Origin of the sequence: Pseudoalteromonas sp. S16_S37 (genome assembly GCF_014694405.1) — a bacterium.
Classification (GTDB): Bacteria; Pseudomonadota; Gammaproteobacteria; order Enterobacterales; family Alteromonadaceae; genus Pseudoalteromonas.
Genome location: NZ_JAAUWV010000075.1, coordinates 1 through 16,648, shown reverse-complemented (window position 1 = coordinate 16,648; position 16,648 = coordinate 1). Strand labels below are relative to the sequence as shown.

Genomic DNA, 16,648 nt, shown 5'->3' with positions numbered 1-16,648 from the left:
GTCAAAACGGTTCATTATTGAAACGGTGTTTGATCAACTCAAGAACATAACTCACATAGACCACACAAGGCACCGTAGCTGTATTTCATTTATGGTGAACTTGATGGCAGGCCTCATCGTTTATACTTTTCAAGCAAAGAAACCGAGCATAAAGGTTACTCGGCTTTAGTTCTTATACAGATCTCAGGTTAACTAAGAGGTCTATTTTGAGGCAAGAAAACCTCATCGATAGCACCGCTAACGCGTCTTGCTATCGCCAAGGTACCTACATCCATGTAGGCAAGGCAAAAATTTTGTGATTTAGTTGTTCTAAATGAGAAATTTTTCACGCAGCCAGCGTCAGGTTGAATTCCTAAAAATGATTAAATGTTATTGCCCATCGGTATTAATGTTGATCACTAAACTCAAACCCCCTTTTATTGAGTGTCACAGTTAATTGAATACTAGTAACCTGTCTATAAAAAGTATGTTTGGCAATTATGCAAAACTCATCTTTCAAAATGAGAGTGTGCATCTTGTAAACGAGCGTCAAAGCAGAGTCATTTTGTGGCGGGACATATTATACCCGCCCACGATATCTAACGGTTTACTTGGTTTTACGATAAAAATACCGCTGTTTGAAAGTGGTGAAGTACACTGCGTTAGAATCGAAAATTGCACATACACTAACGAGCATTGTCAGGCCTTATGGGCTGCATCGCACAGCGCTCGTTTAATACGCGCAATCGCTAAAATAGAACGATTGCTAAAAACGCGCTATTTATCCTCCCAAAACCTCACGTTAGTAACTGATCTCATAGCGTCTTTTATCCCTCAATGGCTTAGCTGGAGTCCAAGCATCGTGTTGCCTGAAAACTTGTTGCAGGCTATACACACATTAAGGGAATTAGCACAATGGCAAAGCGACGATATAGCGACATTTCGTCGTGCATATATCAGTTATCAGGCAATCAAATATCAACAATTTTTCGATTCCATTGAGAGTCAGCCGTTAACCGAAGCGCAAAGGCGTGCTTGCATCATTCAAGATAATCGGCAATTACTCTTAGCAGGTGCTGGAACAGGAAAGACCAGTGTGATGGCTGCACGAGCGAAATTTTTGGTTCACAGCACAGGCATCAGTGCTGCACAAATATTGTTGCTTGCATATGGAAACGAAGCGGCCAAAGAGCTTAAACAAAGGGTAGGTAAAGAATTTAACTGTTCGACTTTTCATGCTTTGGGGATGAATATTATTGAGGCTGTGGAAGGGCAAAAGCCTACTTTGAGTACACTGCTTTCTGAGCCTGTGAAAATGCAGGCGTTTATTCGCGATACCGTACAAGTACTTTGCTTGCAACCTAGTTATCAAGCGTTATTTACACAGTTCTGTAGACACGAGTGCCATACCCAAGTTACTGATGTCAAAGAGTTCTTAAATGGTTCAAGTTCAAAAGCCGTGCTAAAGCATATAGCGACATTAATTAGTCACTATAAAAATACCAGTTTGTTAAAGCTGCTATCTAAGATTGAGTTAAAGAATGCTCAGTTACTAGAATGCCTCAAACCGATAGTGGCTGAATATCAACTTTACTTAAAGAACGAACGAGCTATCGACTTTGAAGATATGATTGGCAAAGCGATTGGTTATCTTGAGCAGCGAAAGTTTATCGTGCCTTGGCATCACATTATGGTGGATGAATTTCAAGATCTTTCACCAGTTAGAGCTAAATTGCTTAATGCGCTATTAAAACAATCTAAACAATCTCATTTGTTTGCGGTGGGTGACGATTGGCAATCTATTTATCGTTTTAGCGGTGCTGATGTTAGATTAATTACCCATTTCAGTGAGCACTTTGGTGAGGCTTCGGTGTCGGCGCTTGATAAAACTTTTCGATATTCACAGCAAATATTGGATGTTTCAAGTCAGTTTGTCTGTGCTAATCCCACGCAATTAGTTAAGCAACTGAGTGCCTGTACCCAAAGTTCTCTGCCAGCATTTAATAAATACAGCGTAGATGACGACAGTGAGTCGTTAGACACTGTGCTGGAGCGGCTTACTCAACAAGGTGTGTCTAGTGTGTTGCTGTTGGCCAGATACCACAGAATGCTGCCAACTAAGCAGCGACTCGAACAACTGCAACGAAAGTACCCCTGTCTTGAATTAAAAGCGATGACATTCCATGCTTCTAAGGGCAAAGAAGCTCAATGCTGCATTCTTATGGGTTTGTACGAGGGTAGAGGGGGCTTTCCTGCACAAACGCGCCCTCAGCCGTTGCTAAATAGCATGCTCTCAGCAGAAGGCGCTTATCCCTATGCCGAAGAGCGTCGATTATTTTATGTTGCGTTAACGCGCGCAAAGCAGCAAGTTATTCTATTAGAGCCAAAAACAAATCCGAGTCCATTTCTAGATGAGCTGAATGTAAATTGGGAGCAAAATCAGTCACAACACAAATATAGTTAAGCGAATGAGTTCACTTAGAACATTACTAAACTATTCTTGGGAGTGAGTCGTACTGAATCTCAATAAACATTAAGGAGTATTCATGAGCAAGAATATTTTGCAAGATGCATTAGCAAGACTGAGTCATATCGCCCAAAACCACAGTGAATATAACGCGATACTTGAGGCGTTAAGTCAACCGCAAAGCACCCTAACTAGTCATATTGCAATTAGAAAAGACAATGGAACAACGGCTTATTTCAAAGCTTATCGTTGCCGATACAATGACTTGCTTGGCCCCACAAAAGGTGGGATCCGGTTTCATCAACATGCCGACCAAAGTGAAGTTGAAGCGTTAGCGTTATGGATGACACTCAAATGTGCAGTGGTTGGGGTACCTTTTGGTGGCGCAAAAGGGGCGGTCACAGTTGATCCTAAAAAGCTTTCGCCCATGGAACTTGAGCGCTTAGCACGCGCATATATCAGAGCGAACGCAGATTTTATTGGGCCTGAGCTCGATATTCCAGCGCCTGACGTGTATACCAACGCACGTATTATGGGTTGGATGATGGATGAATACGAAAAAATCACTCGAACCAAATGTCCAGCAGTGATCACTGGTAAACCTGTTGCATTTGGTGGCAGCCATGGACGAGATAGCGCGACAGGCCGTGGAGCATTTTTATGTATTGATGCGTTAGCTAAAAAATTAGGTTGGCGTGTCGCAGACAAAACCTTTGCTATTCAAGGCTTTGGTAATGGTGGGTATCACTGTGCAAAGCTTTTGCAAGACGCAGGCTACAAAGTTGTTGCTGTCAGTGATTCAAAAGGCGGCATATACAGTGAACTGGGCTTGGACATAGAAAGCGTCTATAGCGAAAAACAAAGAAGCAATACGCTTAGAGCTGTTTATTGTCAGCACTCAGTTTGTGAAGACGTAGAGCATACTCAAATAAGTAACGATGAGCTGTTAGCACTCAAAGTGGATATTTTGGTGCCAGCTGCTTTAGCAGGCGTTATTCATTCAGGCAATGCCAAGCAAATTCAAGCTGATTATATCGTTGAGATAGCTAATGGTCCTATCACTTCAGATGTTGACCAACAGCTACGAGAGCAGGGCACGCACGTGATCCCAGACATACTTGCTAACGCAGGTGGAGTAATCGTGAGCTTTTTTGAATGGTGTCAAAATCGTCAGGGAGAAACGTGGCCTGAGCAAAAAGTTCATGAAAAGCTTGGGCAGTACATGAATGATGCGTTTGAGAGAGCTTGGCAGCGTTACCAACAGCACGATAATTCAATGCGTGAGGTTGTTTACAAACTTGCATTACAAAAGCTCTCAGAGGCGTTGGAGGCACACGGCACTGCCGATTACTTCTCTCATTCGGATTAATATAAAAATATACTCACAGTTTTTTGAACTGCTCTTTCAGTGCGTAGCCATCATCGGTCACGATTTTTTCTAACGTTGCTACGCGCTCTTTGATTTTATCAAGCTCGCTTTGCAGCGCTTCATTATGTTTATTCTGTTGTGATTTTTGTTGTGCTAAATATTGGTTAAACATTTTGCTCATTACGCTAAAACCAACAGCAATGAATACAATAAGTACAATCATCGTAGTGCCTGACATAACTTTCTCCACAGTTGTTTTATGTCTCACACGTTGTAGAACGTGTATTTGTTAGGTACTAATCTAGCACAAAGTAATTCGATGGGAAGTGACATTTGTCAGAGTTAATAGGTGGGACAAACAGGAGCCTGCGGCTCCTGCTGACAAATTAAGCTTCGTAGCTCAGAGGGTCTTGTGCGTTGTTTAACGAGAATGCTTCTAAGCGCTCTTGGCAAGCGCCGCATTTTCCACACGCTTTTTCACGTCCGTTATAACAAGTCCACGTATCGGCATAATCTAGCCCCATTTTCAGGCCATCAGTAAGAATGTCTATTTTGCTGTTATTTAAATAAGGGCAAACAATTTCAACTTCTTCATAATTAGCAATCCGACAAACATCATCCATCTTTTTTACAAACTCAGGACGACAGTCTGGGTAGATTGCATGATCCCCTGAATGAGCACCGTAAAATACTTTATTGGCTTTTAACGATACGGCGTAACCGACAGCTAAAGATAATAAAATCATATTACGATTTGGCACAACAGTGCTTTTCATGCTTTCTTCTTGGTAATGACCTTCGGGTACATCGATATCGTCAGTCAGTGATGAACCACCAATAAGCTGATTGATAGCCGAAATGTCAACGACCTTATGGGCGATATTAAGCTTCTCACATACTTGTGCTGCCACTTCCAGCTCTTTGACATGACGCTGACCATAATTGAAAGACAGCGCATAGACTTCATAGCCTGCACGAACGGCTTTGTTTAATACGGTGTATGAGTCCATACCACCAGAATAAATGACAACAACTTTTTCGCTCATAGGTGTTTTGCCTCGATTTTGATAGAGGTTTACTTCAGGGCGCGATATACTACACGGCCGCTGAGGAAATAACAATTTCCATTGGTGTTTTTTTGAGTTTGTGAAGTTGTTACGGAGCCGTTTTGTACAAAATAAACGAAATTTTTGAAACCATACAGGGTGAAGCCAGTTACACTGGAGTACCTTCGATTTTTTTACGTCTGCAAGGCTGTCCAGTGGGCTGTGCTTGGTGCGACACCAAGCAAACTTGGGATGTAAATCCAACCTATCTGGTTTCGTTAGACAAAACGGTAGAAAAGAAAGCCGACTCAGAATGGTGGGCGGAAGCAACTTCTGAGCAAATTTTGACTTTGTTTAAGCAGCGTGAATATCAAGCAAAACATGTAGTTATCACCGGTGGTGAGCCTTGTATGTTCGATTTAGTGCCACTGTGTGAATTATTGCACGAAGCGGGCTATAGCACTCAAATAGAAACCAGTGGCACCTTTGAAATTAAAGTGCCTGAGCAAACTTGGGTAACGGTCTCTCCAAAAATCAATATGCGTGGTGGCTATGAAGTACTGACCAGTGCCATGCAGCGAGCAAATGAGATCAAGCATCCTGTTGCCATGCAAAAGCATGTTGAAGAATTGGAAGATTTATTCGAAAAAACCGGTGTTACTCCCAAGCTTGTTTATTTACAGCCGATAAGCCAAAAGGCAAAAGCCACGAAGCTTGCAATAGATACATGCATGAAGAAGAACTGGCGTTTGTCTGTGCAAGTGCATAAGTACATAGGTATTAATTAACTTCTAACGTGTAAGCTCGGTGGAGCTATTGTTAAGTGTCACCACGTTTAATAAAAATATTTCTATTACAGAGTTTTTAAATTATTACGTGAACAAGACTGCATAGCAGCGTATAGCCGAAAGTTTTAGTGCCAGCACGCCGAGTGTCTATATTTTACTATCTCCGCACTAATAAAGTTTAAAAGTAAGTTAAGCACCTTATTGTGGTGCTTAACTTAAAATTAGACTTAGTTTATTTCATTTCATTATTTAGGTAGTCAATCACCACTTGGTGATGATCTTTGGTTTTGAACTTATCAAAAACATGTTTAATTTTACCGTCTTGACCAACTAAAAAGCTGATACGGTGAATACCATCATATTCTTTGCCCATAAACTTTTTTAGGCCCCAAACGCCAAAAGCATCCGCTATGGCATGGTTTTCGTCAGACAAAAGGTCAAAGTTAAGCTCTTTTTTGGTTTCAAAGTTTTTTAACTTTTTGACTGGATCAGGGCTTATGCCTACAGCGACAGTGTTAAGCTTAGCAAGAGCTGCTTTGTGATCTCTAAGTTGTTCTGCTTGTACAGTGCAGCCAGGTGTAAGGGCTTTGGGGTAGAAATAAACCAATACTTGGTTTTGTTCTAGTAGCGTTGCTAAAGAGACGGTTTCATCGTTTTGATTTTGCAAAGTAAAAAGAGGGGCTTGCTCGCCAGCTGTTAAAGTTTTCATGTTAATCCTTAGCGAATTCGTCTTAAAATATAATCTACGTTGAGTGTATGAGAAAGATCTTCAAAACGTATTTTAAATTCATCTACGTTTACATCGCTTGGGATATTGAACTCAATCTCACAGCGCATGTTTAAGTCATCACCTTGCTCAAAAGTATCTGATTTTAAAGAACAAATGCTAATTTGCTGCTCTGCAAAAAAGCGTGTCACTTTACTAAGTGTACCGGGTGCGTCTAGACCTTCGTACACAAGCGTGTAACCGGCGCTAAAATCTCCCTGTTGATGCGAACTTGTGCGCTTCATCATCGTAAGTAGACCCAGCTCCATTCCTTTTACCGGTAAGCTGTGTTCAACACGACTAATGGCAGACATGTCACCACTGAGTAACATAATGAAAGTGAACTCGTTGCCTAAAATCGCAATACGACTGTCAATAATATTACAGTGACAATCACTAACAAGCTGTGTAAGTTCGCTTACTATCCCAGAACGGTCTTCACCTATTGCGGTTAATACCAGTTGTTGATTGGCAAATGCAGTCATGAATGAAATCTAACCTCTGTAAATGTACTTTTATCCACCCAAACGCAGTGAAGAATACATTGGACAATTGATATTTAACCGAAAATGGTACCACAGAATTTTGAGCTAAACATGTCTGTTTTAGAATTTATTGTCTTGAAGGTGGATTATTTTATGGCTTTCTTGTGTTTATGCCCATTGGAAAGTACCATAGTTGAAAATTTTTAGGTTGATCAAAACTAACCCTATAATTTCCAAAGAACTTGTCATATTTTGGAAAATTTTGAATTGACAGTGAACCAAACCAGCATTCCCCACTCATAGTAATGAAATAACAATTAATGGGTCTGCTAAGGAGAATAATCAGTGCAGTATTGGATCCCAAAAACGTTGGCTATCGGCGTATTACTTGGTTTATCTGGATGTAGTGTTTTTAGCAATGATGCGCATCATGAGCGTAACTATCGTGTAAATGAGCCAGTTAAAGTTCCAGCAAATCTACAGCAGCCAGCTCAAGATCCTATGTATAAAATGTCAGTGGCGCATTTTGACAACGACCCCAAAGCGATAGGCTATCGTCCCCCGCAACAGATACTTACCGTGGCGAAAGGGAGTTGGGTCGAAGAAAATGATGAAATGGCCCGTGTTTATTTTGATAAAAACGACGGTATTGATAACCTTGTCGACTTTATCTGGCAATCTGTTGATGCTGTTATGACGAGTCATAACATTACGTTGACTGAGGATAATCGCCAGCAGGGCATGGTAAGTACCGATTGGTATTCGTTGATAAAGCCAGTCGACGGTTGGTTTTGGGAAGACGATGAGGTTATTTCTCAACAGCGATTCCGTTTTGTGGTTGAGCAAAAAGAGCACCAAAGAACAGCGTCATTGCGTGCTGAGCTGTTGGATTACCGCAGTGATAAAGTTCAACTTAACGATATGCTAAAGCAGCAACTCGAAGCTCGAGCAGTAAATGAGGTAATAACAGAGTTCGATTATTTGTACCGAATATTAGAAGTACAAATAAGAAAACAGCAAGGGGTTTTATCACTCGCACTTGGTTTCGATAAGCAAGGCAATGGCGCCATGTTGACTGAGCAACCCGCAGACGTTGTCATCGATAGATTTGCTGGCTTTTTGGAGCGCGTTAATTTTACTATTATCAAAATTGATAATGAGAACGGTGAAATTTCGACCCGTTATGAGAAACCAGACAATAGTGTTTGGGACTCAATTTGGGGCGATGAAGCTGTACAGCTACCACTGGAAAGTGGAGACTATAAAATTACGGTGGCAACTACTGATGACGGCAGTACATCGCTCACTTGGAAAGATGCGCAAGGAAATGTGTTAGATACCGATGTTATGGCGCAATTACAACAAGTACTATTAGAAGTATTGCGTGATAAAGGCCTAACTATTTAATTAGTGGGTCGTTTTTTCAATAAGAAAAGAGCTAAGGCTCTTTTCTTTGTTTTTGCAGGCTAAATATAATGACAACACAAACAAGTCGTACTGCGGCGCCAGATTGGCGTACGCTTTTTGCATTTATTGTCCCCTCTCTAATTGGTGTGTTTTTATTTATGACACCCGTTGCCATTGGCGAGGCGATGACCATTCCCATTGCCGTGATGGCAAAATCGTTGCAAGGGTTTGTTGGTCCATATGTTGATACATTGATACTCGCTATTATTTGTACGACTGGGGTCATGAGCATTTTGGTTACACTGTTTAAGCCTGCGCCATTAATGAAAATTGAGTTGGTGAGGTATTTGTTTGAAGTCAGCTGGATTTGGCTAGTGACACGTTTGGCTGGCATGGTATTTATTTTAATGACCTATTTTAAAGTTGGTCCTGCCATGATCAACTCCAGCCACACTGGAGCTTTGGTTCTCAACGATTTACTCCCGGTACTTTTCTCGGTATTTATTTTAGCAGGCTTGCTACTGCCTCTTTTGCTTAATTTTGGTCTGCTTGAGTTAGTAGGTACATTGCTTACAAAAGTTATGCGCCCATTATTTGGCGTGCCTGGGCGCAGCGCTGTGAACTGTGTGGCTTCTTGGCTTGGTGATGGCAGCGTGGGGATTTTGATGACTGCTAGGCAATACGAAGATAAATATTACACGCAAAAAGAAGCTGCGATTATTGGCACTACCTTTTCTGCGGTGTCTATTACTTTCTGTTTAGTAGTAATAGGTCAGGTTAAATTAGAGCATTTATTCGCGCCATTCTATTTGACAGTGTGTCTTGCAGGGTTTGTTGCTGCGATTATTGTGCCTCGTTTACCTCCTCTGAGGTTTAAAAAAGATGTGTATGTTGATGGCACTGAGGCTGATCCTGATGCTGAGGCTGTACCTCAGGGCAAAACTCTGTTCAAACATGCGTTAGACGTTGCGTTAACAAAAGCACAAAAGGCTCCTGGAGTAAAAGGAACCCTGCAAGAGGGGATTCACAATGCGCTTGATATGTTGTTCGCGGTTTTGCCTGTTGTTATGGCTGTAGGAACAATGGCGCTAATTGTTGCTGAATATACGTCGGTCTTTCAGGTGTTGGGCACACCATTTGTGCCTTACTTAGAGTTGTTGCAAGTACCAGAGGCTGCCCAGGCAGCACAAACTATCGTAGTTGGTTTTGCTGATATGTTTATTCCTTCAATTTTGGCTGCCAGCAATATTGAAAGTGACGTGACGCGCTTTATTGTAGCCGCTATGAGTGTTACACAGCTAATTTACATGTCTGAGGTTGGTGCACTGTTACTTGGCAGCAAAATACCAGTCAATTTATTTGAGCTATTTGTTATTTTTATTTTGCGTACATTAGTGACATTGCCAGTGATAGCCTTAATGGCACACTGGCTGGTGGGTTAATCCGTACTATTAAATTTATGGCGTGGGATGAATCTATGTTTATTCCACGTCTTTGTCTTTACCGTGTTCAGTATTCTCAGTCGGCTTAATCTGTTTATCAATCTTGCCTTTAAGATCGAATTTGGCAGAGTATTTGAGTAATGCAATATTACTCCAAACCACCGCAAGCACGGTGGCGATGATCAATATGATGTGCCAAGTTTCTAATTGCTCCAGCATGATAACCTCTATTTTATTTTTATACAGCTTGCATCCATATAATTATAAACAATACAAACTGATGCCTTGTAGTGCATTGTAGAGGCTTTGGCGCTTTACTGACAATTTATCTCACCATTGTGTGAGATTTAGTTAAGCATTTTTAACGCTATATTGGTATCATTCACCCAACAGTCAGGCATTGAGACTTAGTCTGACAAAGACAGTAAATTTGGTTTTGTAAAAGGTGAAAACTTGCTCATGGAACATGTTTTAATTTGGCCATCTCAGTATCCGTTGTTGCTGCGTGGATTAATAGAGCAAAATGGTGCATTTATCTTGGATGCCCTTGAATCTTGGCCGAATTGTACAACGAGTAAAGATGAACAAGGTGTCGAAACAACGGTTTTGCCGCCTTTGTTTTACCTACAGTGGCTAAAACCTCTTGAGCCATTTGAATCATGTTACTTTCAGCATATTGATGAATATGACGAACAGCAGCAGTCCTATACTCAGCAATTATTTGCTCATATTGAGCACTCAGGCATGACGCGTGAAGAGCTCACCATTATGTTGCTCGAGCGATTTGCGCAATACAGTGATTTGACGCTGCAAAAAGACGCTGTCGTATACCCCAACTTTTTTGACTTATTAGCATCGTTGAAGTACGTCCGAGTTTTTAATTGGTGCTTAGCATCAGGTATGAAACTAACCGCATCAGAAACGTGTAGGATGTGGGAGAAAAACGATTTTAAAGTTGTGATAGAGCAGCACATTGCAACCTGTATTGGTGAACGTGACACTACCGCACAAATGGCAACGGATAAACTGCTCCAAGATAGCGGTGAGTACTATCATTTGTTAGAACTTCTCTATGACGATAAAACACAAATAGCGCAGTTGCTTGAACAAGCTTTATTAAATCAAGTGATGTCAGAAGATGTAAAGCAGCCTAAGCTGATGAATCTGATAGCTCAGGGAGCCAAAGGGTCAAAGCGTGATGCACAAGGACGCACGGCACTGATGTGGGCAATTGAAAAAGGTTTTGTTAACGTTGTTGAGAAGCTTCTAGTGAATCATGATGTAAACGAAACAGATGAACAAGGCCAAACGATGATGCATTTTGCAGTGAAGTCTAACTTGGCCAGTATGATTGATTTGATAATGCAACAAGGCGTTGACGCTACCAAACCTGACAGCCTAGGACAAAGCCCATATCGGTTGGCGATGAAGCTATCTTTGGTTGTTGCAAAGAAAACGCTTGAACAACACGGTATCAAAGAGCTTTCCGAGCAAGGTAAGCTAGTAAAAATTAAGCAGGTGCATTTTCTGTACGCTTTGGTTAGCTTGCTGTTGCCAGTGCAACTTGCGTTGTTTTTTAGTGATCAAGTCGAAGAGAAGTCGTTGCTGGTGTGGGGAGCAACCGGGGTGGGTTTAATTCTGTTTTGGTCTGCTCGCTGGGTGAGACGTGGGCAGCTTTATCCTAACATGGCTCATCCATGGTCGTTAAAAGGCCTTAGTGCGTTGAGTTGGTTTAGTGTCAGTGCGCAGGTGCTCTTTGCACTATTAATTTTGAGTACTTTGCTGCGAGGTTAGGCCCTCGCAGCATAAGCGGTTCAGTCGTTTTTCTCGCTATTGTGAGCCGCTTTCTCTTCTGCAAGCTCATCCTTTAACTTACGAATTTTTAACCCCAGCTCTTGGCCTCTATGTCGAGCATAGTAAGTGCACCCAACAAACATGGCGCTGGCAAATATGAGCTCCAGTGCAACCCATAGTATTTCCTCAGGAGAGACCCAAAGCAAGCTAAGACTATGAATGAAGTAGATCATAACGATGAAGTTTGCCCAAGCATAGGTGTAGGGTTTGTCTTGGATGATCCCTTTTAGGGGAAGCAGTAAAGGCAAAATGTATACTGCAAATACAAAGCCATTACTGTAGCCCTCGCGTGGTGCGAGTACAAACAGCCACGTTGGCATCAGAATTAATAGACCGATGTAGCCAAACAATGCGAGTCGCTGATAGGTTAAAGTTATGGGCTTTTTACTAGGTTTTGTCATTTTAATTTACTTGCAATGTTAAATAGTCTGGTACCAACTGCACGACAAATCCGTTTTTCGCACTCACTTAATTGGTTTGAATTGTTTTTCCCAGCTACGTGGCTGGCGCCGTAAGGTGTTCCGCCCGACGTCGTATTTAGTAGTTCAGGCACATCATAGGGAACGCCAAGTAACATCATGCCGTGGTGTAGCAGGGGTAATGACAAGTTAAGCAATGTTGCTTCATTGCCACCGTGCATGCTGCTTGAAGATGAAAAAACGCAGGCAGGTTTGTCTATGAGTTGCCCTTTTAACCACAGATCACTGGTGGTTTCCCAAAACGTTTTAGCTTGTGCTGCCATCATGCCAAAGCGGGTTGGCGTGCCAAATGCTAATGCATCACAATCAATAAGATCTTGTTTGCTGATGACTTGGTCAAAGTCGTTTTTCTTCTCGAATGTTCTGAGTTTTACATCTGCACCATGAGATTCGATGGTGTCACTTATTTCATGCGCCATGGCTTCAACGGAGCCATGGCTTGAGTGATAAAGAACAACAATATTAACCATTAAAGGATATTCAACACAGATTCAGGTGGACGCCCAAGCGCAGCTTTTTGTTGATTTACTACAACTGGTCGTTCGATAAGTTTAGGATTATCAATCATCGCTTGGCGAAGCACCGACTCCTCAGTTTCTTTACTCAGCCCCAGCTCTTTGTATAGAGTTTCTTTGCTTCTGACTAATTGATGGGCAGAGTCAAAACCCAGCTTCTGAATTAATTCGTTCAGAGTTTCTAAACTCATCGGGTTATTTAAGTACTCAATCACCTGAGCGTTTACACCTTGTGCTTCGAGTAATGCAAGTGTTTCGCGAGATTTTGAACAACGTGGGTTGTGGTAAATAGTAACTGACATGTCCATTCCTAAAATTTTTTGCTTATTTTAATAGATGTAACTTGTGACTTAAAGCTTAGCGAGTTCTTTTTGCATCTGCCTATACTGGCTTAAAAGTGCTTTAAGTCTTGCTTCTTTTACAGTTTCTTGTTTATCGGTATGATTTAAAGCGCGTTGTATTTCGTCCGCTGCTTTGATGTATGCGCCGTACTGAGCAAGTAAGCTTGCATGCATTTCATGATAGGCTGCTTTGTCATTTTGCTCTTTATAGACTTTAGTTAATAAATCTTTGGCGAGCGCATGCTCTGGCTTTTCTAGCAAAAATAACTTTAATAGTTTTTCAGCTTCATCCAGTTGTTTTGCTTCGATAGCAGCATTCGCTAAATTTAACGTAATAACCTGATTATTAGGACGAAATTCGTGCTTTAACTGTAAAAGCTTAGTGGCTTGCTCTGGTTTTTTTTGTGCAATTAAGAGATCTGTGTATGCATCTAAATAGAAAAGGTTATTTTCATCTTGTTTGAGCAATTTATCGAGTAAAGCTTGTGATTGCTCTAGTTTTCCTTGGTCAAGTAGACTAAGTGCTAAGCCATATTCTAACGCTTGCTTATTCATCTCAGTTGCTCTTAAGCGTAGTTGATTTTCAAAAAAGCTCTGAGCATGTTGGCTCTCATAGTGATAACGCGCAAGTACACGACTTTTTGCCAATTCAAATTTTAAGCTGGCAGGGACGTAGCGTGGTTCAAATTGTTGTGCCCTTAAGCGAACATCAGAGATACGAGAATCAGGCAACGGGTGAGTAAGCAAAAAGGCAGGGGGTTTTGTCTGATAACGAACCTGCGCGGCAAGTTTAGTTAAAAATTCACTTGATTGTGAGGGATCAAAGCCCGCTTCGTAAAGAGTTTGCATGCCAAAACGGTCAGCTTCTTGTTCAGCCTTACGACTGTGGGACAGTTGGCTCAATTGCTGTTGTGTTGAGCTCGCAGAAAGAATGGCCATACCAGCATCAGGTGCAACAATGGTGGTTAATATACCAGCAATCATGCCTGCTAAACTGAGAGCACTGTTATCTTTGGCTTGTTGCATTCGTCTAGCTAAGTGGCGCTGCGTAACGTGCGCAACTTCGTGACCAAGCACTGAAGCAAGCTGGGACTCGTTGTCGGCTTGCGCTATCAAACCGGTATGTACCCCAACATGGCCGCCATAAAAGGCGAATGCATTAATAGCTTGGTTATTTACCCAAAAGAATGAAAACCCAAATCGGACATCATTGGCATTGGCAACGAGCTTATTGCCCAAACTCGTTAAATATTCGTCGAGTACTGGGTCTTGTACCAAAGGAAGTTGACTTCTGATCTGCATCATCATCACTTCACCGATCGCTTGTTCTTTTTCAAGCGGCAAGACTTGCAGTGCGGATGTGCCTAAATCTGGCAGTTTTAAAGCACTTTGTCCATGACTGGTTTGACTTGCTACAAGCAAAATCGCCCCTACAACGGCATGGGCTAGAGTGGTTAATCGCATATTATTCCTTTTTAACATCGTCACCGTACTTAAGCCTTGCGAGATCAAGCTCATCACTGCTCGTACGACTGTCTTTTTCACACATTAAATAAAAATCTTTTATTGTGACCCCATCAATAGCCACAATGTTCAGTTGTGCTTGTAAAAAAGTAATTACTTTATGGACCGCTTTGTGGGCATGCAATATAAGTGCTTTATCTGCTGTGTCGCCACGTTCGAAGTAAAAACCAATAAACTTATGTAACTGGTTTATTCTGATCAGAGTTTTCATGCTATGAGGATCCCAAATATGAAAACCGATCAGACTATTGTCTTTCATGTAGCGGTCAACTTTGACGTTTTTTGCATATGGGAAAGCCCATAGTTCAAAACCCCTATCGGTGAAAACTTGGTGAAGCGCTACCTTTGGTTTTTCTTCACAATGAATAACGCCATGTTCGTCTTCATATCCACCTAATAATTGCAAATTCCAGTTGGGTTTGTGCAGTACTCTTTTAACTGCGTTATCAAACCCGTGGTGTAGTATCCCTTCTGTTTCACCAATTGACGATGCAACCATATGATAAAAAGGAGGTAATTCCCCCCAGTTTATCTGTTTTTTGTACCAATTGATCTCTTTGAGTGTAGGGTTGGCAGGCAAAATAGCCTTACTATTTGCTTTAGGCATGACAAACCGGACTCCGAATTTTTCTCTAAATAAAAGGATAAACTATTGCGAGAGTTCAAGCCACAGGATCTGGCTTTTAAGTTACTTTGCCTTAATGCTACCATGTGAACCCGGCTTGAACATCCAACCAGAGGCTCAAAACCCATGAAGACAGCGCTAATAATGGACTTATCACCTTATCAGTGTCCGCAGTTTTTCGTGCAATTCAAATGGCAATTAAAACAGGCTCAGCAACAACAAGCTGGAAAAGTTCAGTTTTATTATCTTCGTGAGCAAGATATTAGTGATATAGTACGTTACCTTAAGCAGCACAAATTTACCTATTCACATCATCAAGGCACAGCGCCATTTTTAGAGGTAAGCATCGACCATGTTTGATATTGTAAAAGCTTGGTACCAAAATAAGTTTTCTGATCCACATTCCGTCACTTTGCTACTGATGCTTATTGCATCTGTTGCGATGCTGTATTTTTTTGGGCCTTTTGTTGTTCCTGTCCTAATAGCTCTGGTCATTGCTTATTTACTCGATTGGCCAGTGAATCGGCTACAAAAGTTTGTACCGAATAGAACGTTGGCAACAACGTTGGTGATTTTACTTTTTGTGGGGTTATGCCTTGCGATGTTACTAGGGATTGTGCCTGTGCTTTGGCAGCAAACGAGTAACCTTTTGCAAGAAAGTCCGCACATGATAGAGCAAGGGAAGGCGTTTTTATTACATTTACCTGAAGAATACCCTACGCTGATTTCTGCCGAGCAAGTAAAAGTTTTGGTGTCGAGTGTCGAAGCAAAAGTGTTTGAGCTTGGTCAGATGTTGGTATCCGTTTCTTTAACGTCACTTAAAGACGTCGTGGCATGGTTGATATATTTGATACTTGTACCGTTGCTAGTATTTTTCATGCTTAAAGACAAAGCAGTTTTAACACGCGGTATAGAGGCTATGATCCCAAAAGAACGTCGTCTGATCACGCAAGTTTGGTCAGAGATGGACCATCAAATCATGAACTATATTCGTGGTAAAGTGTTCGAAATTGGTATTGTTGGTAGCGTTAGTTTTGTTGCTTTCTCGATCCTTGATTTACGTTATTCGGCATTGCTAGGTGCTTTGGTTGGTCTATCAGTTTTAATTCCATTTGTTGGGGCTGCGTTAGTGACTATTCCTGTGGCCGCTGTTGCAATGTTTCAATTTGGTATAGAAGCACAGTTTTGGACCGTCGTGATTGTCTATGGCGTTATTCAGGCGCTCGATGGCAATGTGTTAGTACCGTTACTATTTTCTGAAGCTGTCGATCTAAATCCCGTCTATATCATAGTTGCAGTGCTATTTTTTGGTGGCTTATGGGGCTTCTGGGGGGTGTTTTTCGCTATTCCATTAGCATCGCTAGTCAAAGCGCTCGTCAACGCTTGGTCAACTCAACGAGTTGACGACAAGACAGAGATTGAAAAAGGCACTTTATAGTGCCTCAGACTGTTGAAAAAGGGCTAGACACAGATCTAGCCCTTTGATCTAATAAGCGTAGTGAGTTTAGGGAGTTCACCATGCTTAAAGACAAAACCCCTCAGCAATTCGAATTGGAAATGG

General features: G+C 41.6%; 19 protein-coding genes. 9 read left to right on the top strand and 10 right to left on the bottom strand.

Annotated elements, in window-relative coordinates:
* From HC733_RS20200 to HC733_RS20190, 3 genes are all read left to right on the top strand, one after another.
* Positions 1-169 (top strand): transposase (locus HC733_RS20200; protein WP_190366794.1); only part of this gene is annotated, 169 nt, incomplete at its 5' end.
* A gap of 375 nt (positions 170-544) precedes the next feature.
* Positions 545-2,443, top strand: coding sequence for a UvrD-helicase domain-containing protein (locus HC733_RS20195; protein ID WP_190366793.1), 1,899 nt, complete (start codon positions 545-547; stop codon positions 2,441-2,443).
* An 82-nt stretch (positions 2,444-2,525) separates the two neighbouring features.
* The gene (locus HC733_RS20190) at positions 2,526-3,815 is read left to right on the top strand and encodes a Glu/Leu/Phe/Val family dehydrogenase (protein ID WP_190366792.1); all 1,290 of its coding nucleotides are present in this window, start codon (positions 2,526-2,528) and stop codon (positions 3,813-3,815) included.
* Between the two features lie 13 nt (positions 3,816-3,828).
* Here the strand turns inward: HC733_RS20190 and HC733_RS20185 are convergent, their stop codons facing one another.
* Positions 3,829-4,053 (bottom strand): hypothetical protein, encoded by a 225-nt coding sequence (locus tag HC733_RS20185; protein ID WP_190366791.1) that lies wholly within the window; start codon positions 4,051-4,053, stop codon positions 3,829-3,831.
* 148 nt (positions 4,054-4,201) lie between these two features.
* Positions 4,202-4,861 (bottom strand): 7-cyano-7-deazaguanine synthase QueC, encoded by a 660-nt coding sequence (gene queC / locus HC733_RS20180; protein ID WP_190366790.1) that lies wholly within the window; start codon positions 4,859-4,861, stop codon positions 4,202-4,204.
* A 122-nt stretch (positions 4,862-4,983) separates the two neighbouring features.
* Here queC and queE point away from each other — a divergent pair, with 122 nt between their 5' ends.
* Positions 4,984-5,649, top strand: a complete 666-nt coding sequence (queE, locus tag HC733_RS20175) for a 7-carboxy-7-deazaguanine synthase QueE (RefSeq protein ID WP_190366789.1) — start codon at positions 4,984-4,986, stop codon at positions 5,647-5,649.
* A 232-nt stretch (positions 5,650-5,881) separates the two neighbouring features.
* Here the strand turns inward: queE and bcp are convergent, their stop codons facing one another.
* Together bcp and HC733_RS20165 are read right to left on the bottom strand one after the other, a co-directional pair.
* A complete protein-coding gene (gene bcp, locus HC733_RS20170) occupies positions 5,882-6,358 on the bottom strand; it encodes a thioredoxin-dependent thiol peroxidase (protein WP_190366788.1) in 477 nt (158 codons plus the stop codon).
* A gap of 8 nt (positions 6,359-6,366) precedes the next feature.
* A complete protein-coding gene (locus HC733_RS20165) occupies positions 6,367-6,900 on the bottom strand; it encodes a glycine cleavage system protein R (RefSeq protein WP_190366787.1) in 534 nt (177 codons plus the stop codon).
* 345 nt (positions 6,901-7,245) lie between these two features.
* Here HC733_RS20165 and bamC point away from each other — a divergent pair, with 345 nt between their 5' ends.
* Entirely contained in the window at positions 7,246-8,307 is a 1,062-nt protein-coding gene (bamC, locus tag HC733_RS20160; protein ID WP_190366786.1) for an outer membrane protein assembly factor BamC, read from the top strand.
* Positions 8,308-8,375: 68 nt separating this feature from the next.
* A complete protein-coding gene (locus HC733_RS20155) occupies positions 8,376-9,749 on the top strand; it encodes a YjiH family protein (RefSeq protein WP_190366785.1) in 1,374 nt (457 codons plus the stop codon).
* A 39-nt stretch (positions 9,750-9,788) separates the two neighbouring features.
* Here the strand turns inward: HC733_RS20155 and HC733_RS20150 are convergent, their stop codons facing one another.
* Positions 9,789-9,968 carry a DUF2897 family protein gene (locus HC733_RS20150; protein WP_190366784.1) on the bottom strand — a complete coding sequence of 60 codons (180 nt, stop codon included), beginning with the start codon at positions 9,966-9,968 and terminating at the stop codon, positions 9,789-9,791.
* A 240-nt stretch (positions 9,969-10,208) separates the two neighbouring features.
* Between HC733_RS20150 and HC733_RS20145 the strand changes: the two genes are divergently transcribed.
* Positions 10,209-11,543: an ankyrin repeat domain-containing protein gene (locus tag HC733_RS20145; protein ID WP_190366783.1), complete on the top strand. Its 1,335-nt coding sequence runs from the start codon at positions 10,209-10,211 to the stop codon at positions 11,541-11,543.
* A 20-nt stretch (positions 11,544-11,563) separates the two neighbouring features.
* On the opposite strand, the gene HC733_RS20140 is transcribed toward HC733_RS20145, so the two are convergent.
* From HC733_RS20140 to HC733_RS20120, 5 genes are read right to left on the bottom strand one after another with little or no spacing between them, the layout of a single operon-like run.
* Positions 11,564-12,004 carry a DUF2069 domain-containing protein gene (locus tag HC733_RS20140; protein WP_190366782.1) on the bottom strand — a complete coding sequence of 147 codons (441 nt, stop codon included), beginning with the start codon at positions 12,002-12,004 and terminating at the stop codon, positions 11,564-11,566.
* Positions 12,001-12,552, bottom strand: a complete 552-nt coding sequence (gene wrbA / locus HC733_RS20135) for an NAD(P)H:quinone oxidoreductase (protein WP_190366781.1) — start codon at positions 12,550-12,552, stop codon at positions 12,001-12,003. The genes HC733_RS20140 and wrbA overlap by 4 nt, the downstream gene beginning before the upstream one ends.
* On the bottom strand, positions 12,552-12,899 hold the full coding sequence (arsC, locus tag HC733_RS20130) for an arsenate reductase (glutaredoxin) (protein WP_190366780.1): 348 nt from the start codon (positions 12,897-12,899) through the stop codon (positions 12,552-12,554). The genes wrbA and arsC overlap by 1 nt, the downstream gene beginning before the upstream one ends.
* Before the next feature lie 48 nt (positions 12,900-12,947).
* A complete protein-coding gene (bepA, locus tag HC733_RS20125; RefSeq protein WP_190366779.1) occupies positions 12,948-14,402 on the bottom strand; it encodes a beta-barrel assembly-enhancing protease in 1,455 nt (484 codons plus the stop codon).
* A 1-nt stretch (position 14,403) separates the two neighbouring features.
* On the bottom strand, positions 14,404-15,069 hold the full coding sequence (locus HC733_RS20120) for a hypothetical protein (RefSeq protein WP_190366778.1): 666 nt from the start codon (positions 15,067-15,069) through the stop codon (positions 14,404-14,406).
* A gap of 144 nt (positions 15,070-15,213) precedes the next feature.
* Between HC733_RS20120 and HC733_RS20115 the strand changes: the two genes are divergently transcribed.
* Together HC733_RS20115 and HC733_RS20110 are read left to right on the top strand one after the other, a co-directional pair.
* A complete protein-coding gene (locus tag HC733_RS20115; RefSeq protein WP_190366777.1) occupies positions 15,214-15,447 on the top strand; it encodes a hypothetical protein in 234 nt (77 codons plus the stop codon).
* Complete coding sequence (locus HC733_RS20110) at positions 15,440-16,525, top strand: AI-2E family transporter (RefSeq protein ID WP_190366776.1); 1,086 nt, start codon at positions 15,440-15,442, stop codon at positions 16,523-16,525. The genes HC733_RS20115 and HC733_RS20110 overlap by 8 nt, the downstream gene beginning before the upstream one ends.
* Positions 16,526-16,648: the final 123 nt, after the last annotated feature.

Coding starts and splice junctions, on each gene's coding strand:
- HC733_RS20190 (WP_190366792.1), top strand. CDS start 2,526: ATGAGCAAGAATATTTTGCAAGATGCATTAGCAAGACTGAGTCATATC.
- HC733_RS20185 (WP_190366791.1), bottom strand. CDS start 4,053: ATGTCAGGCACTACGATGATTGTACTTATTGTATTCATTGCTGTTGGT.
- queC (WP_190366790.1), bottom strand. CDS start 4,861: ATGAGCGAAAAAGTTGTTGTCATTTATTCTGGTGGTATGGACTCATAC.
- bcp (WP_190366788.1), bottom strand. CDS start 6,358: ATGAAAACTTTAACAGCTGGCGAGCAAGCCCCTCTTTTTACTTTGCAA.
- HC733_RS20165 (WP_190366787.1), bottom strand. CDS start 6,900: ATGACTGCATTTGCCAATCAACAACTGGTATTAACCGCAATAGGTGAA.
- HC733_RS20155 (WP_190366785.1), top strand. CDS start 8,376: ATGACAACACAAACAAGTCGTACTGCGGCGCCAGATTGGCGTACGCTT.
- HC733_RS20150 (WP_190366784.1), bottom strand. CDS start 9,968: ATGCTGGAGCAATTAGAAACTTGGCACATCATATTGATCATCGCCACC.
- HC733_RS20145 (WP_190366783.1), top strand. CDS start 10,209: ATGGAACATGTTTTAATTTGGCCATCTCAGTATCCGTTGTTGCTGCGT.
- HC733_RS20140 (WP_190366782.1), bottom strand. CDS start 12,004: ATGACAAAACCTAGTAAAAAGCCCATAACTTTAACCTATCAGCGACTC.
- wrbA (WP_190366781.1), bottom strand. CDS start 12,552: ATGGTTAATATTGTTGTTCTTTATCACTCAAGCCATGGCTCCGTTGAA.
- arsC (WP_190366780.1), bottom strand. CDS start 12,899: ATGTCAGTTACTATTTACCACAACCCACGTTGTTCAAAATCTCGCGAA.
- bepA (WP_190366779.1), bottom strand. CDS start 14,402: ATGCGATTAACCACTCTAGCCCATGCCGTTGTAGGGGCGATTTTGCTT.
- HC733_RS20120 (WP_190366778.1), bottom strand. CDS start 15,069: ATGCCTAAAGCAAATAGTAAGGCTATTTTGCCTGCCAACCCTACACTC.
- HC733_RS20115 (WP_190366777.1), top strand. CDS start 15,214: ATGAAGACAGCGCTAATAATGGACTTATCACCTTATCAGTGTCCGCAG.
- HC733_RS20110 (WP_190366776.1), top strand. CDS start 15,440: ATGTTTGATATTGTAAAAGCTTGGTACCAAAATAAGTTTTCTGATCCA.